This is a genomic window from Labrys sp. (in: a-proteobacteria) (genome assembly GCF_047605565.1).
GTDB classification, from domain to species: Bacteria; Pseudomonadota; Alphaproteobacteria; order Rhizobiales; family Labraceae; genus Labrys; species Labrys neptuniae.
Map to the genome: position 1 here is coordinate 78784 of NZ_JASGFM010000018.1, position 16063 is coordinate 94846.

The 16063-nt window shown below is 62.6% G+C and carries 11 protein-coding genes; all 11 read right to left on the minus strand.

Annotation, left to right across the window (positions count from 1 at the left end; translation table 11 throughout):
- Nucleotides 1-166: 166 nt before the first annotated feature.
- The 11 genes from bamA to QM672_RS17320 all read right to left on the minus strand — a co-directional run bounded on the left by bamA (nucleotide 167) and on the right by QM672_RS17320 (nucleotide 16062).
- Entirely contained in the window at nucleotides 167-2389 is a 2223-nt protein-coding gene (bamA, locus tag QM672_RS17270; RefSeq protein ID WP_415084017.1) for an outer membrane protein assembly factor BamA, read from the minus strand.
- Nucleotides 2390-2562: 173 nt separating this feature from the next.
- Complete coding sequence (locus tag QM672_RS17275; protein WP_311935035.1) at nucleotides 2563-3687, minus strand: M50 family metallopeptidase; 1125 nt, start codon at nucleotides 3685-3687, stop codon at nucleotides 2563-2565.
- Nucleotides 3688-3740: 53 nt separating this feature from the next.
- Nucleotides 3741-4565: a phosphatidate cytidylyltransferase gene (locus QM672_RS17280; RefSeq protein WP_415084020.1), complete on the minus strand. Its 825-nt coding sequence runs from the start codon at nucleotides 4563-4565 to the stop codon at nucleotides 3741-3743.
- A gap of 109 nt (nucleotides 4566-4674) precedes the next feature.
- A complete protein-coding gene (locus QM672_RS17285) occupies nucleotides 4675-5445 on the minus strand; it encodes an isoprenyl transferase (RefSeq protein WP_367623000.1) in 771 nt (256 codons plus the stop codon).
- Nucleotides 5446-5578: 133 nt separating this feature from the next.
- On the minus strand, nucleotides 5579-6139 hold the full coding sequence (gene frr / locus QM672_RS17290) for a ribosome recycling factor (RefSeq protein ID WP_367623001.1): 561 nt from the start codon (nucleotides 6137-6139) through the stop codon (nucleotides 5579-5581).
- Nucleotides 6140-6172: 33 nt separating this feature from the next.
- Complete coding sequence (gene pyrH / locus QM672_RS17295; RefSeq protein ID WP_068296050.1) at nucleotides 6173-6889, minus strand: UMP kinase; 717 nt, start codon at nucleotides 6887-6889, stop codon at nucleotides 6173-6175.
- Between the two features lie 117 nt (nucleotides 6890-7006).
- Nucleotides 7007-7936: a translation elongation factor Ts gene (tsf, locus tag QM672_RS17300; protein ID WP_311935043.1), complete on the minus strand. Its 930-nt coding sequence runs from the start codon at nucleotides 7934-7936 to the stop codon at nucleotides 7007-7009.
- A gap of 166 nt (nucleotides 7937-8102) precedes the next feature.
- Nucleotides 8103-9116, minus strand: a complete 1014-nt coding sequence (locus QM672_RS17305) for a 30S ribosomal protein S2 (protein ID WP_068296046.1) — start codon at nucleotides 9114-9116, stop codon at nucleotides 8103-8105.
- Between the two features lie 270 nt (nucleotides 9117-9386).
- Complete coding sequence (locus QM672_RS17310) at nucleotides 9387-11240, minus strand: WD40 repeat domain-containing protein (RefSeq protein WP_415084024.1); 1854 nt, start codon at nucleotides 11238-11240, stop codon at nucleotides 9387-9389.
- Nucleotides 11241-11355: 115 nt separating this feature from the next.
- On the minus strand, nucleotides 11356-14823 hold the full coding sequence (gene dnaE, locus QM672_RS17315; RefSeq protein ID WP_415084026.1) for a DNA polymerase III subunit alpha: 3468 nt from the start codon (nucleotides 14821-14823) through the stop codon (nucleotides 11356-11358).
- A 543-nt stretch (nucleotides 14824-15366) separates the two neighbouring features.
- Entirely contained in the window at nucleotides 15367-16062 is a 696-nt protein-coding gene (locus tag QM672_RS17320) for an ABC transporter ATP-binding protein (RefSeq protein WP_311935049.1), read from the minus strand.
- Nucleotide 16063: the final 1 nt, after the last annotated feature.

Below are 16063 nucleotides of genomic sequence, written 5' to 3' on the forward strand. Positions count from 1 at the left end.
CGTTACCGGCCTGAACATTCATGCGCCAGCCCATACACGATGAAGGGGCCGCGATGCAAAACACCGAATATGTCCGTTCGTTGCGACATCCAGGGGATGGCACTTTGCGAACAAAAAACCGGCCGGCCCCGAAGGGACCGGCCGGCGAAAACGTCAGGTCAGATCATCAATAGTTGACGATCGTGCCGAAGCGGAAAGCCTGCGTGTCGTCATGCTTTGCCTTGGTCAGGACGTAGGCGTAGTCGAAGCGCAACGGTCCGAGCGGCGAAGCCCACAGCAGACTGGCGCCGACAGATGAGCGAATCTTGTGTTCGTCGACAAGATTGAAGGTCACCTGCGTAGGATCGTCCGGATTGCCGTATTTCGCGTACTTCTTGCCGCCATAACCGAATACCGTTCCCGCATCCGCGAAGACGGCGCCACGCAGGCCCACTTCACGCGGCAAGCCGAAGATCGGGAACTGTAGTTCCACTGTACCGCCAAAATAGGTGGTACCGCCAAGGCCATTGCCCTTCGAGCCGCCTGCGATATCACGTGGGCCTATACCGCCCGGCGCAAAACCACGCACCAGATCGGGTCCGGGGCTGTACTGGTCGACAATCGCCAGCTTGTCCTTGCCGAAGCCGTGCATATAGCCGCCTTGGCCGCGAACCATCAAAGTAAGGTCGTCGGTCAGCGAATAGTAGTAGCGGCCGTCAATCGACTGCTTGATGAACTTGGCATCACCACCAAGGCCGGCGACGTCCTGCTTGAACTGGACATACATACCCGAGCTCGGCTGCTTGAGATCGTCGAGCGTGTTGTAGGTCAGCGTATAGCCGGCCATCGAGACCAGACGACGCCCTTCGTTAGCCAGTTCCTTGATCGCGACAGAAGCTTCACCATTGTCGAAATCATTGTCAGTGTAGCGTTTATCCGGGATCGTCACCTTCTCCGAATAGATCGTGTAGTTCACGCCGACGGTGAAGTTCTCGGTGATCGGGAAGGCAGCGCGCAGGGTGCCGCCCGTGGTCTGGTCCTTGTAGTAGCTATAGTCGCTGTCATCAGTCGTCTTCGAGAACAGGTCGAAGCCGGCAGCGATGCGCTGACCGAGGAAATAGGGCTCGGTGAAGGACAGGCTATAGCCCTGCGTGCGCTGGCCATACTGCACCGAAGCCTTCACATACTGGCCGCGGCCGAGGAAGTTGCGTTCGGTCAGCGAGACCTCGCCGAGGAAGCCGTCCGAGGTGGAGTAGCCGCCGCCCAGCGAGAACTCACCGGTGGACTGGTCCTCGACCTCGACGTTGACGATCACGCGGTCCGGTTCCGAGCCCGGCTCGTTGGTGACGCGGATGTTCTTGAAGTAACCCAGATTCCGCAGCCGGCGGGTGGCCCGCTCGATCAGGGCCTTGTTGTAGGGGTCGCCTTCACCGATATCGAACTCGCGACGGATCACATAGTCACGCGTGCGGGTGTTGCCGCGGATATTGATGCGCTCGATATAGACCTTCGCGCCCTCTTCCACGACGTAGTTGACACTGATGATGTTGCCGCCGGCATCGCGGACCGCACGAGGACGAACCTGAGCAAACGGATGGCCGGAAGCAGCCAGCTTGACCGTCATGTCCTCGACGGTCTTGTCCACGTCCTCGCCACGGTAGGTCCAGTTGTTCCAGGACTGAACGTCGCCCTGGAGATCGGCCGGGTTGACGTCCGAAATGCTGGATTCGACCTGCGAGGGACCGAATTTATAGTACTGGCCCTCATCGACCGTAACGGTCAGGACATAGGCATCCTGCTTCTCGTTCAGCGACGGCACGATGGAGACGACGCGGAAGTCGGGATAGCCGTGGTTCACATAGAACTGGCGCAGACGCTCCTCGTCGCCAGCGAGGCGATCGGGATCATAGGTGTCGGTGGTGCGCAGCCAGCCGAGATAGCCGCTCTCGACCGTCGCCATCTGGCGCTTCAGGCGCCAGGCGGAGAAATTGTTGTTGCCGACGAAGTTGATCGAGTCGATGCCGATCTTCGAGCCTTCAGCCACGGTGAAGACGAGGTCGACGCGATTGTTCGGCAGCGGGACTTCGCGGTAGGTAATCTGCACCGTCGAGCGACCGGTCCGGTTATAGGCCTCACGCATGCGATCGATATCGGCGTTGAGGGTAGCCTGGTTCACCTGGCTACCAGGCTTGGTCTCCATGATGGAAGACAGCTGATCCGCGGTGACCTTCTTGTTCTTCTCGAACACGATGCGGTTGACGATCGGCGCCGAGCGCGACGCAACATGCTTCCTCGGAGCGGCTTCAGCCGTGCCCACCAAGGGAGATGCCACGAAGGCCCCGAACAACGACGGAACCGCGACGGCCGCGAGGGCAACGCCCAGCTTCAACTTGTACATTGCTGTTGCCATCGGGTCTAAATCCCACTCTTTTTACCAAACCAAGTCGAGTTCAACGCCAAACCTCGCCAGCCCGCATTGCTCTCATTGGAAATGCTTCTACAGGGTTTCCGGACGCATGCAAACCGACCCCCGGCTGCCATCCGTCCTTTTTTGGGAGACCGTTGCGAATCCGCCACGCCCTCTCAGCCGCCCGATAATTGCTGTGACAGATCATGGCCCAACACCAAAACGGTGATTGTAATTATCAACATGAGCCCGATGCCGAAGGACAACTCCTGCGCGCGCGCTCCAACCGGCCGCCCCCGGATCGCTTCGATGGCGTAGAAGACCAGATGACCGCCATCTAGAACCGGTATCGGCAACAGATTGATGAAGCCGACCGAAATAGACAGCCCCGCCGTGAGCAGGATCAAGCCGGCGAGCCCGATGGTTTCCGTGATCGTCTTGGAGGCTACCGCAATGCCGACAATGCCGGTCACCTGCTTGGGATCACCGCGGCCCGCAAAAAGATCGTAGATAAATTTCGCTGACGCACCAATGCCTTGGACAGTTTCCTTGGTACCCTGCCACAGCGCCGATGCCGGATCGAGACGCGACATGCCGCCGGGACCGATGCCGATGATCGCCCGTGAAACAGTCTTGCCATCCGGCGCGGTGAACGTGCGCATTTCCGGCGTGACGCTGACGTCGAAACTCTCCTCCCCGCGTTCGACGGTGAGCTTCACGGGGCGCCCGGGCTCCGCCGAAATCAGTTCCGGAAGCTGGTCGAACAGTGTGACCTTGGTGCCATTGACCTCGACGATCCGGTCGCCCTTGCGCAGGCCCGCCTTGGCCGCCGGTCCATCGGCCTTGATCGGCCCGATAATGGCGTCAGAATTCGGGTAACCATAAATCGAGAATGCCGCCGCGAAGACGAAGGCGGCCAGGATGAAATTGGCCAAAGGACCGGCCGCCACGATGGCGATGCGCTGCCAGACCGGTTTGTGGAACAGGCTGACCGCCCGCTCCTCCGGCGTCATCAGCTGATTGCGCTCTTCATCGGGCAGGGAAGCGGCATTCGCATCGCCAAAGAAGCGTACATAGCCCCCGAGGGGGATTGCCGCGATGCGCCAATGAGTACCGTGCCGGTCGTCATAGCCGAACAATTCCGGTCCGAAGCCGATCGAGAAGGTCACGACCTTCACGCCGCACCAGCGCCCAACGAGGAAATGCCCAAGCTCGTGAAAGAAGATCAGGATGGAAATGATCACGATGAACGGCACGAAGCCGAGAGCACCGAGACCGAAACTATCCAGAAGGCCCATCATCCATTCCTCTCACGCGCCGCAAACCAAGCCAGACCGGCTCTGCTTTTTTGGCACTACCACACAATGAAGCCCTGGGCCGGGTGCAAGCCGGCATGCACAAGTCCGATCAGCAGGGCGGCCAATGCCGCCGCCAGGAAACCGTCGAGCCTGTCCATGACGCCGCCGTGGCCGGGGATCAGATGGCTCGCATCCTTGGCATCAAAGCGGCGCTTCAAGGCGGATTCAAGGAGATCGCCGCCCTGGGAGATCGCTGCCAGCACCGCGCCTATCGGAACCAGAACAAGGGAGCCGCCAACCAGGCCGGCCGCCAAGGCGGCAAACAGCGTGCCACCGATGAACCCCGACCAGGTTTTCTTTGGGCTGACTCTCGGCCACAGCTTCGGCCCGCCAAAGGTGCGGCCGGTAAAGTAGGCCAGCACGTCCGAACCCCAGACAATGGCGAACAGCACGAAAATGGCACGCATACCATAGGGCTCGTCCAACCTTAGCAGGGTAGCCGGCAAGACCACGCAGGCCGCATAGGGCAAGGCGGCCGCGACCAGCAAAGGCTGCATAGCCCCTCTCCCCCAGGCCAGCCCCCCCATCACCGCCGCGCCTCCCAGGACCGCCAGCAGGGCTACGCCTCCCTGCCCGCCCTGGGCGAGCACGGTCGATACCGCGAGCAAGCCGACACCAAGCGCAACGATCAACCAATCCCGTCGGCCGCCGGCGATCAGGAACAGCCATTCGCACAGGACGGCTGCGGCTGCGAGAAACCAGAACAACGCGAAAAGCGGCCCGCCCCACCAGGCGGTGGCCAGCGCCAGCCCGGCCATGACCAGGGCCGAGGCGATACGAATGGAAAGATCGGACCAGTTGGCCTTGGATACGCCCGCCATGTCAGAGACCACGGGCGGATGAAACCGTCCCCCGCGGACGGCCAGCCGCTATCCCCCGACACAAAACTGCTCTCACATCATCCCCCACAGGCACGCCGACGATATTGCCCTAGCCGGAATTGGCCTGACGGGGCGGATTGGCCTCGCCGAGCCCCCCGAAACGACGATCACGCGCATGATATTCGGCCAATGCAGCCTCCAGGGCGCGCCGATCGAAATCCGGCCAGAGCAGGGGGACGAAGACGAATTCGGCATAGGCCGCCTGCCAAAGCAGGAAATTGGAAAGCCGCTGCTCACCAGAGGTTCGGATGACCAGATCCGGATCCGGAATATCATGCGTATGAAGATTGGCGGCAAGGGCATCGGCCGTGATGTCCTGCGGATTGAGCGTCCCCTCTGCCACCTGCTGGGCCAGGCGCCGTGCGGCAGCGACGATCTCCTGCCGGGCGCCATAGTTGAACGCCACCACCAGGGTCAGCCCCGTATTGGCAGCGGTGAGGTTTTCGACCTCGACCAGGAGTTCGGCAAGTTCGGCATCGAGCCCCTCGCGCTCGCCGATGATGCGCACCCGAACATTGTTGGCATGCAGGTCCGCCAGATCGTTGCGAACGAAACGCTTCACCAATCCCATGAGATAGTCGACCTCGGTTCGAGGTCTCGACCAATTCTCCGATGAGAAGGAGTAGAGCGTAAGATAGCGAATGCCCAGTTCCGCAGCGGCGCGGACGGTCCGCCTGAGTGCTTCGACGCCCCGGCGATGCCCCTCGAAACGGGGCATCAGGCGCTTGGAGGCCCAACGGCCATTGCCATCCATGATGATGGCGACATGAGCCGGCGGGGCCGCCACGGTGGTATCGTCGATTTCGTCCCTGCCAAACATTGGTGCCTCGAAGCTTCTCCGCCGAACCGGCTGGCACGAATTCTATCGAACGATCATCGGATAGACAGTGGATAATTGGTGTCGAATTGGGGAAGTAGAATAGTCCTTGCGGATAGTCTGCAACCCTCTTCCGTCACACCTGCATGATTTCCTTCTCCTTGGAGACGAGCGTCTTGTCGATTTCGGCGATCATCGCATCGGTCGCCTTCTGCACCTGATCGGCCAGACGCTTTTCTTCGTCCTCGCCGATGGCACCGTCCTTCTCCGTCTTCTTCAGGATGTCGAGGCCGTCGCGGCGGACATGGCGGACAGCCACACGCGCGGACTCGGCGTATTTGTGGGCCACCTTGACCAGCTCCTTGCGGCGATCCTGGGTCATCTCGGGAATGCGCAAGCGGATCACCTGGCCCTCGGTCTGCGGATTGAGACCGAGATTGGAGTTCAAGATCGCCTTCTCGACGGCGCCGACCATGCCGCGGTCCCAGACCTGCACGCTGATCAGGCGCGGCTCGGGCACGGAAACGGTGGCAACCTGCGACAGCGACATACTGGCGCCATAAGCCTCAACATGCACGGGCTCGAGCAGGGAAGAAGAGGCACGGCCGGTGCGCAAGCCGCCCAGTTCATGTTTCAGCGCATTGAGTGCGCCTTCCATGCGACGCTTGACTTCGGCGAGATCGAATGATGCAGCCATGTTCCTGCCCTCGAAATTTCTTGACGGAAGCGGTCAGGGAGTGACCAGGGTGCAACGCCCCTCCCCGCGCAGCACGGCTGCCAGGGATCCGGGTTGTTGAATCGAAAAAACAATTATCGGCAAGCGCGCCTCGCGGGCAAGCGCAAACGCTGCCGTATCCATGATCTTGAGGTCTTTGCGGATGACCTCGTCATGGGTGATGTGATCATAACGGGTCGCGGCCGGATCCTTCTTGGGATCGGCGGAATAGATGCCGTCGACCTGCGTGCCCTTCATCAGGACATTGCATTCCAGCTCAGCAGCGCGCAGGGCGCCGCCGGTATCGGTGGTGAAGAAGGGATTGCCGGTACCACCCGCCAGCAGCACGACGCGGTCCTTGGCCAGATGCTCCATCGCCTGCTGGCGCGTATAGGTCTCGACCACCGACGGCATGGCGACGCCGGACATGGCGCGGGCGGACTGGCCGAGCGATGCGAGTTGGGCTTCGAGCGCGATGACGTTCATCACGGTGGCGAGCATGCCCATCGAGTCGGCTGCAGGCCGCGACAGACCCATGCCGGCAATCTGCGAGCCGCGGAAGATATTGCCGCCGCCCACCACCACGGCGACTTCGACGCCGAGCTTGACGGCTTCGATCACATCCTCGGCGATACGGCGGACCGTGGCCCGGTCGATGCCGAAGGCCTCGCCTCCCATCAATGCCTCGCCGGAAAGCTTCACCAGGACGCGTTTATAGGGAAGTACCGCCATGATTGCTCTCCGATTCGCTGGCCACTTATACAACAGGCGGCCCATGGCCGCCTGTTGTCGATCTCCGTCATCCACATGGCCGAAATGCGGCCAGCGGCATTTCCTGAAACAGAACGCTCAGGCGGCGTGGCCGGCCTGGGCGGCGACCTCAGCGGCGAAATCGTTCTCCTGCTTCTCGATGCCGTCACCGAGAGCGTAGCGCACGAAGCCCGCCACCTTGATCGGCGCGCCGGCAGCCCCTTCGCTCTCCTTGACGGCCTGGCCGACCGACTTGGAGGGATCGAAGATGAAGCCCTGCTCCAGCAAGGTCACTTCCTTGAAATAGGTCTTGATGCCGCTTTCGACGATCTTGGCGATCGCCGCTTCCGGCTTGCCCTGCTCGCGATACTTGTCGGCGAGAATGGTCTTCTCGCGCTCGATGGTTGCTGCATCGACGCCGGCGGCATCGACCGCGACCGGGTTCGAGGAAGCGACATGCATGGCGATCTGACGGCCGAGCTCGGCCAGCTTCTCGGCATTGCCGGTCGATTCGAGCGCAACGATCACGCCGATGCGGCCCTTGTTGGCCACCACGGGATTGTGGACATAGGTCGCCAGCACGCCCTGGCCGACCGAGACGATCTTGGCGCGGCGCAGCGACATGTTCTCGCCGATCTTGGCCACCGTGTTGGCGATCTTCTCATCGACGCTGCCGCCACCGGGGAAACCGGCTGCCTTGATGGCCTCGACATCCTCACCCGTCTTCAGGGCGACTTCGGCGATGCCCGAAACCAGGTCCTGGAATTCAGGATTGCGGGCAACGAAGTCGGTCTCGGAGTTGACCTCTACGGCAACGCCCTGATTGCCATCGACCAGAACGGCGACGAGCCCTTCAGCAGCGACACGGCCGGCCTTCTTGGCGGCCTTGGACAGGCCCTTCTTGCGCAACCAGTCAACGGCGGCTTCCAGATCGCCGGCGGTCTCGGTGAGCGCTGCCTTGCAATCCATCATGCCCGCGCCGGTCTGTTCGCGCAGCTCTTTCACCATGGCGGCGGTAATGTTCGACATCGCAGGATACCTCTTTGGGAAACCGGAACAGGTCCGGTGATGGGAAGCGGCCCGGCGCTTACCACTCCAACATCACAATTGGAAGGCGAGCAGCCGGGCCGTGTTCAGGAATAGATAGGAAGGCTGCAATCAGATTGCAGCCCAAAAAACCACAGACCCTGGAAGATCAGGCGCCGGCAACCAGATTGCGGGCCAGTTCCACCCAGCCGTCGCGATCGATACGGCCGTTGAGCTTGAGCTCGGCATCGACCTTGGCGACGTCTTCCGGGGTCATGGCAGCGACCTGCCAATAGTGCCAGATGCCGCCCTCGTTGAGCTTCTTCTCGAGCTGCGGGCCGACGCCGGTCAGCTTGGTCAGGTCGTCGGGCGCACCGCGCGGAGCAGACAGCAGCTCGAAGAGCTCGCCAGCGGGGGCAGCCTCGTCGGCGACCGGCAGTTCCTCGACCAGCGGAGCTTCTTCGGCGCCGATGTCGAGACCCATGTCGCCATGGGCGCGGGAGATGCCGTCGAGAGCGGCGCGGGCGACGAGATCGCAATAGAGCGACAGAGCGCGGCCGGCGTCGTCATTGGCCGGAATCGGGAAGGTGATGCCATCCGGATCGGAATTCGAATCGAGGACAGCAGCCACCGGGATGTTGAGGCGGCGGGCTTCCTTGATCGCGATGTCTTCCTTGTTGGTATCGATGATGAAGATCAGGTCGGGGGTGCCGCCCATGTCCTTGATACCGCCGAGGGCGCGCTCAAGCTTGTCGCGCTCGCGGGTAAGGTCGAGGCGCTCCTTCTTGGTGTAGCCCTGCTGAGCACCACCGGAGAGCAACTCGTCGAGCTTGCGCAGGCGCTGGATCGAGTTGGAAATCGTCTTCCAATTGGTCAGCGTGCCGCCGAGCCAACGCGAATTGACGTAATACTGGGCCGAACGGCGGGCCGCATCGGCAACCGCGTCCTGAGCCTGGCGCTTGGTGCCGACGAACAGCACGCGACCGCCACGGGCGACCGTGTCCGACACGGCCTGCAGGGCGCGATGGAACGCGGGAACCGTCTGGGCGAGGTCGATGATGTGGATGCCGTTACGCACGCCGAAGAGATAGGGCCCCATCTTGGGGTTCCAGCGGTGCGACTGATGGCCGAAATGGGCTCCAGCTTCGAGCAGCTGACGCATAGAGAAATCTGGCAGTGCCATAGAGTTGTAACTCCGGTTTGATAAGGCCTCCGCGGACATCTACCGTGCCTGCCTCGCCGCGCCATTGCGGACGAAACAAAACACGGCACCGGAGCGGCAGGGCCGCTTCGTCCGCGTGTGGAATGGCGCGCTCTATAAGCGGATGCGGCCGATTAGGCAAGCCCCCAGACATCCGCCATCACGATGAAGTCCGATCCTGCGCTCGCTCCACCGCCACGGGCTATGCCTCCGCTGTGTCTTTCGATCGGCGGAGGCGGCCTTCCATCGACCTCAAGGCCCGGTAGTCGCCTGCTCGCCAAGCAGTTCCGTCAGGCTGGCGCGCTGATTCTGCCGGATGTAATCGTCGAGGCGAAGGATGCTCGTCCCGCGGACCAGCGCCAATACCCTGCGCGGGTCCGTATTGGTGACGAAGCGGCCGTCCGGTGCCAACGCCAGTGTTTCGGCCCTGCTGCTGGTGGGAGACTGGTTGGCATGGAGCGTCACCAGCAATGCTCCGCTACGGCCGTCGCGCAGTTCGACGCCGCCATTTTCATCTCGGGACTTGATGGCCTTCCAGCGCCCATCCCGCGAGACGACCGCGCCATCGGCCGGTGACGAGCCGACATAACCGAGCGTACCCTGCCCCGTAGCCAGGTCCCACTGGACCAGGCTGCTGCCTGAGGCAACTTGCAAGAACTGGCTGTTGGGCCCAAAACTCAATCGGGTGATACTCGGGTTTCCGGCCAGCGAAATCTCCCGCCAGGCGTTCTTGGCTTCCTGACCGGCCTTCTGATCCACCTCTTGCCAGAGCCACACCGGATAGTCGAATTCCGTGGACAGTACGCTCTGCCCATCGGGCGCAAACTGGAAATTCCGCTTGAAGCTGCTTTGAGGGATAAAGCGCGATGTTCCGTCGATGGTGGACCAAAGATAGACGTCGCCTCCATCGGCCTTGACGGCAATCAGGCCACCATCGGCCGAGAAATCGAGAGCCTGCGGCCGGTTAGTGGAATCGCTCCCGGGCCACGCGGCAAGGCGGATGCCGGTCGCGACATCCCAAAGGACCAGCGAGGAATCGGGCATCCGCGACAAGGCGCGTGGATTGCGGGCGGATGCGGCGACAACCGGGCCCGGCGGAGCGCTTCGCGCCGTCGCAACGCAGCGCCCGACCTCCCATGCCACGGCATCGCCGCTGCCCGCGTCCAGGAGCAGTACGCTGCGCCCGTCGAGCGAGAAAACCCTGCCGGCCTCCTGCCGCGCCGCCTGAATCTGGCAATAGCGTCGATCGCCCTCGACGAGGCAGGAAAGCGCAGGGCGTTGATCCGGCATGACGCAGGTCTTGCCGCCGCTCTCTGCGTCAAAGGACGCGGTTTCCCACCGCGACGACACGGGATCCTCCCAGGAGGCCAGAATTGCGCGCCCATCCGGAGAGATGGCGACGACGTCGGCCGGCGCGGCGCGGCCGGGGTCGCCAGCAAGAAGGGATCGCACCAGAGCGCCGGTTTGGACGTCCCACAAGACGATGCCGCCCTTGCTGCAGGCGATGACGGCGCGCCGTCCATTCCGACTCAATGCCATTGTCGAAATCTGCGACGCCTCGCAGGGCACGAACGTCCGGATCACCTTTCCGTCGCGCGTATCAAACAGCGTCAGATCGTCTTGCGAGCGTGCCTTGTTTCGGTACCAGACGAGGAAGGCATCAGCGTCGCGGAGGAAGTCCAATCCCTTGATGACCTTGTAGTTCTGTTCGCCTGTGTCGGGAAATCGGCGCAGCAATGTCGCCGTAGCAACATCCCATAGTCTGAGATCGTCGAATTGATTGGCGGTCAGCAGGAGGCGCCCGTCGCGCGACATCGCCGTCCAGCCATTGCCAAAGGCATTGCCGGCCTGCACCACGAGACGCGGCTCGCTTTCGCCGGGCGGATCCGCGGCACCTGACCTCGGGCTCCCTCCACCGACGCCGGCTGCCTCGAAGGCCAGGTTTCGCGCCACCATCTGCGCTGCCTCGCCGTTGAGGCGCAGCAGTTCGGCATGCTGGTGCTGCCTGAACCAATAATAGACCACCGAGGCCGCGAGCACGCCGAGAACCAGCAGGACGCCAAGCAAATGACGTCGAGATCGAACAACCTGGCCCATATCGTTCAATGCGCGCCTCTCATCGAAGGTTGTCCCGGACAGGCTAGCACCCATGTGCTTTGCCGATCTGTGCCCTTCGAAACCATGGCCATGCACGGACCGCGCGGCGAACCGCCATGCAGCCTTACATCTGCATGACGGTCGCCACGCCCGGTATCGCCTTGATCGCGCCTGCGACCTGGGGGGTCACCATGAACTTGCCGGGCAGCTTCAGCTCGACTTCACGCATGCCGCCATCGAGCTGGAGAATCAGGAAGACCTCCCCCTCCCCGCGCTGGCCCAGCCGCTTGGCAACGGATTCGAGCGCCTGCTCGCCCTGCAGGAAGACCTTGATGCCGCGCTGGGTCTTGGCGGTGGCGTTGTCGAGCCTCTCGGCCGTCACGATGCGGATGCGGACGTCATCGCCTTCATGTGCGGCCTGCACGCCGACCAGCACAGCCGTGCCCGGCTCGAGCAGGTCGCGATATTGCGCCAGGCCTTCGGAGAAGAGCACCGCCTCGAACTGGCCCGAGGCATCGGAGAGCATGATCACGCCCATCTTGGAACCGGTTCGGGTCTTGCGCTCGGAGCGCGACAGCACGGTCGCTGCCAGGCGCCCTGCCGTGGCGCCCTGCTTCACCTTCTGGGTGAACTGCGCCCAGGACGGCACCTGCAGGCGCTCCAGGGCCGTGGCATAGGCATCGAGCGGATGGCCTGAAAGGAAGAAACCGATCGCGTCGAACTCGCGCTGCAGACGGTCGGCGGGTTCCCAGGGTTCTACGACCGTCCCCTTGAGCGGCTCCGGGGTCGAAGCAGAACCAAACATATCGGCCTGCCCGTCGCTCTTCTCGGCGTGGGAGCGTTGCGCCTGGGCCATGATGGCATCGATGGAGGCGGTGACGCGAGCCCTGTCACGGTCGAATTCGTCGAAGGCTCCCGCCGCCGCCAGGTTTTCGAGAATGCGCTTGTTGATGGCCTTGGGATCGATACGCCGGGCGAAGTCGCCAAGGTCGAAGAAGGGCTGGTCACCGCGGATCTCGACCAGGCGCTCCATCGCCGCGAGGCCGACGCCCTTGACCGCGCCGAGCGCATAGCGGATCGCGCCGTCATGGACCTCGAAGTCCGGTCCCGAACGGTTGATGGAAGGCGCCTCGACCTTGATGCCCAGCCGACGCGCCTCCAGACGGAATTCGGCGAGCTTGTCGGTGTTCGACATATCCAGCGACATCGAGGCCGCCATGAACTCGACCGGATAATTCGCCTTCAAGTAGGCGGTCTGGTAGGAGACCAGCGCATAGGCTGCCGCATGGCTCTTGTTGAAGCCGTAATCGGCGAATTTGGCGAGATAATCGAAGATCTCGTCGGCCTTGGCCTTCTGAATGCCCCCTTCGACCGCGCCCTTGACGAAGCGCGCACGCTGGGCGTCCATCTCCGCCTTGATCTTCTTGCCCATGGCGCGGCGCAGCATGTCGGCCTCGCCCAGCGTGTAGCCGGAGAGGATCTGCGCGATCTGCATCACCTGTTCCTGGTAGATGATGACGCCATAGGTCTCTTCCAGGGCAGGCTTGAGCTGGTCGAGCATGTAGTCCGGCTCTTCCAACCCCTTCTTTCGGGCATTGTAGACTGGAATATTGGCCATCGGGCCCGGGCGGTAGAGCGCCACCAGCGCGATGATGTCCTCGAAACGGTCGGCATTCATGTCGAGCAATGCCTTGCGCATGCCCGCACTTTCCACCTGGAACACGCCCACCGTCTCGCCGCGGCCGAGCATTTCATAGCTCTTCCTGTCGTCGAGCGGCAGGGCGGCAAGGTCGAGAACGATGCCGCGCTGCTTGAGGAACATCAAAGCGCGCTCGAGCACGGTGAGCGTCTTGAGACCGAGGAAGTCGAACTTCACCAGGCCCGCCTGCTCCACCCATTTCATGTTGAACTGGGTGGCCGGCATCGGCATCGAGGTCTTGGGATCGTGATAGAGCGGCACCAGCTCCACCAGCGGACGATCCCCGATCACCACGCCGGCGGCATGGGTCGAGGCGTGGCGATAGAGCCCTTCGAGCTTCTGGGCGATGCTGAGCAGGCGCTCGACGGTGGGATCGTCCTTGGCGGATTCGCGCAGTTTCGGCTCGTCCTCGATCGCCTTGGCCAAGGTGACCGGATTGGCCGGGTTCTGCGGCACAAGCTTGCACAGCTTGTCGACCTGGCCATATCCCATCTCCAGCGTGCGCCCGACGTCGCGCAGCACGCCGCGCGCCTGGAGGGAACCGAAGGTGATGATCTGGGCGACGCGATCCTCCCCGTATTTCTCCTGCACATAGCGGATGACCTCGTCACGCCGCTCCTGGCAGAAGTCGATGTCGAAGTCCGGCATCGAGATACGTTCGGGATTGAGGAAGCGCTCGAACAGCAGGCTGAAGCGGAGTGGATCGAGATCGGTGATGGTAAGGGCGTAGGCAACCAGGGAGCCAGCGCCGGATCCGCGCCCCGGACCGACTGGGATGCCCTTCGCCTTGGCATGCTTGATGAAGTCCGACACGATCAGGAAGTAGCCGGGAAACTTCATGCGCTCGATGATCGAAAGCTCGAACTCAAGCCGCTTGGCATAGCTCTCTTCAGTATGGCCAGGAGCCGGACCATGCGCGGCCAGCCTGGCCCTGAGGCCATCCTCGGCCTGGCGGCGCAGCTCGACGGCCTCGTCGACAGGGGCCCCCGTCTCGTCGAGGCCCGTGGAAAAGCGCGGCAGGATCGGCTTTCGCGTGCGTACGCGAAAGGCACAACGTTTGGCAATTTCGATTGTATTCTCAATTGCCTCTGGGATATCCTTGAACAAGGATATCATTTCCGAACGGCTCTTGAAGTAATGGTTCGGCGTCATTCGCCGCCGGTCCGTCTCTGCGAGGATGCGACCCTCGGCGATGGCAAGCAACGCATCATGCGGTTCGTTGTCGGCGCGCGCGGCGAAATAGACCTCGTTCGTCGCGACCAGCGGCACCTCGGCGGCATAGGCAAGCTCCAGAAGCGGTGCCTCGACCTGCTGCTCCTCCGCGCTGTCATGGCGCTGCACTTCGACATAGAGCCGATCGGCGAACATCGCCTGCAGACGCTGCAGCCGGGTTCGCGCGAGATCATCGAGCCCCTCGCGCAGGGCCATGTCCAGCGGGCCGGCGGGACCGCCGGTCAGCGCGATCAGGCCTTCCTGGAATTCGGCCAGGCGCCCGATCGAGATATGGGCTTCCTCGCCGCTGGCGGGATCCATGTAGCAATGGGAGGACAGTGCCATCAGATGGCCGTAGCCCGCTTCGCTCTGGGCCAGCAGGATCATGCGCGGCAAGCGCCGCTGATGCAGAGGACGCCGGTCCGAGGCATCCTCGCGGTCGGCAAAATTGATCGCCAGCGAGATGCCCATGATCGGTTGGATGCCGCTGCCCGCCAGCTTTTCGGAAAACTCCAACGCTCCGAACAGATTATTGGTGTCCGTCAATGCGAGGGCCGGCATGCCGTCGGCCTTGGCGAGATCGGCGAGTTTAGGGACCTTCATCGCCCCCTCGAGCAAGGAATAGGCCGAACGGACATTCAAATGCACGAATCCCGGACCGTTCACCTTTCCCTCCGCCATGACACCTCCGCTCCGCGCTGGCGGGCAGCGCGACTCGCGGCCTGCCCCTAACCTTGGTGTATGGCAATCCGGCCTGACACCAAAGCCGACTTTGTACTCGGGCCGGCGATCGCCACATCGGCGTCACATCTTCGCCACCGCTGCTTGTTGAGAGCCTGTGGACAAGTGTGGACAAATCTGGCTTAAACACCGCTCAGGAAGCTCGTCCACATGGCGAGCATGACCAGGAACAGGCTCATCGAAGCAATGGCGGCGAAATCTTCGGCGAAACGCGTAAGCATGATGTTCTCCTCTCTTCGATAAGGACATCTTGTTCACGTTTTGTTCCGAGTCAAGCACGGCGTCGTCGAACCGCCATCTTATGTCGCTCTTATGTTCCGCCCGCATGGCGCAGCCTGTCTCCGTCCAGAGTACTGGAAACGCTACATTCTCATGATTATTCAGAGACTTAAGGAGACGCCTGCGCTGCGCCTGGCTTTGCCTCGGTAGCGTTTACCATACCGCGAGGCTGCCGTGGCACCGGGGCTCCCGCTGTCACAATCGTCAGTCGAGTTCGACGATATGACCGTCGCGCAGGGTAACGCGACGGTCCATGCGCGCCGCCAGATCGAGATTATGGGTCGCGATCAGGGCCGCCAGGCCGGACGCGCGTACCAGCGCCGTCAGCGTGCCGAAGACATGGTCTGCCGTACCGGGATCCAGATTGCCGGTCGGCTCGTCGGCCAGGATGAGATGCGGCGCATTGGCGACGGCACGGGCGATGGCAACTCGCTGCTGCTCACCGCCCGATAATTCGTTCGGCCGGTGACCGAAGCGCTGGCCAAGGCCGAGGAAGGTCAGCAACTCCTCGCCCCGCTGGCGCGCCTCTCGGCGCGAGAGGCCGCGGATCATCTGCGGCAGGATCACATTCTCCAAGGCCGAGAACTCCGGCTGGAGATGGTGGAACTGATAGACGAAGCCGATCGAATTGCGGCGCAGGCGGGTTCGTCCCGTATCGTTCAGATCGGCGGTTGAATAGCCGGAGATCAGCACGTCGCCGCCATCCGGTCTCTCGAGCAGGCCGGCCGTGTGGAGCAGCGTCGACTTGCCTGCCCCGGAGGGCGCGATCAGCGCCACCGACTGCCCCGGCATCACCACGAGGTCGACGCCCCGCAGAATATGCAGTTCCGTGGGGCCTTGCTGGTAGCTGCGCTCGACGCCTCGCAGTTCGAGGGCCGGAATTTCACCCGACATGCTCATG

Bases quoted from the DNA above. Each gene is read 5' to 3' on its own strand.
- bamA (WP_415084017.1), bottom strand. From the start codon at position 2,389: ATGGCAACAGCAATGTACAAGTTGAAGCTGGGCGTTGCCCTCGCGGCC.
- QM672_RS17275 (WP_311935035.1), bottom strand. From the start codon at position 3,687: ATGATGGGCCTTCTGGATAGTTTCGGTCTCGGTGCTCTCGGCTTCGTG.
- QM672_RS17280 (WP_415084020.1), bottom strand. From the start codon at position 4,565: ATGGCGGGCGTATCCAAGGCCAACTGGTCCGATCTTTCCATTCGTATC.
- QM672_RS17285 (WP_367623000.1), bottom strand. From the start codon at position 5,445: ATGTTTGGCAGGGACGAAATCGACGATACCACCGTGGCGGCCCCGCCG.
- frr (WP_367623001.1), bottom strand. From the start codon at position 6,139: ATGGCTGCATCATTCGATCTCGCCGAAGTCAAGCGTCGCATGGAAGGC.
- pyrH (WP_068296050.1), bottom strand. From the start codon at position 6,889: ATGGCGGTACTTCCCTATAAACGCGTCCTGGTGAAGCTTTCCGGCGAG.
- tsf (WP_311935043.1), bottom strand. From the start codon at position 7,936: ATGTCGAACATTACCGCCGCCATGGTGAAAGAGCTGCGCGAACAGACC.
- QM672_RS17305 (WP_068296046.1), bottom strand. From the start codon at position 9,116: ATGGCACTGCCAGATTTCTCTATGCGTCAGCTGCTCGAAGCTGGAGCC.
- dnaE (WP_415084026.1), bottom strand. From the start codon at position 14,823: ATGGCGGAGGGAAAGGTGAACGGTCCGGGATTCGTGCATTTGAATGTC.
- QM672_RS17320 (WP_311935049.1), bottom strand. From the start codon at position 16,062: ATGAGCATGTCGGGTGAAATTCCGGCCCTCGAACTGCGAGGCGTCGAG.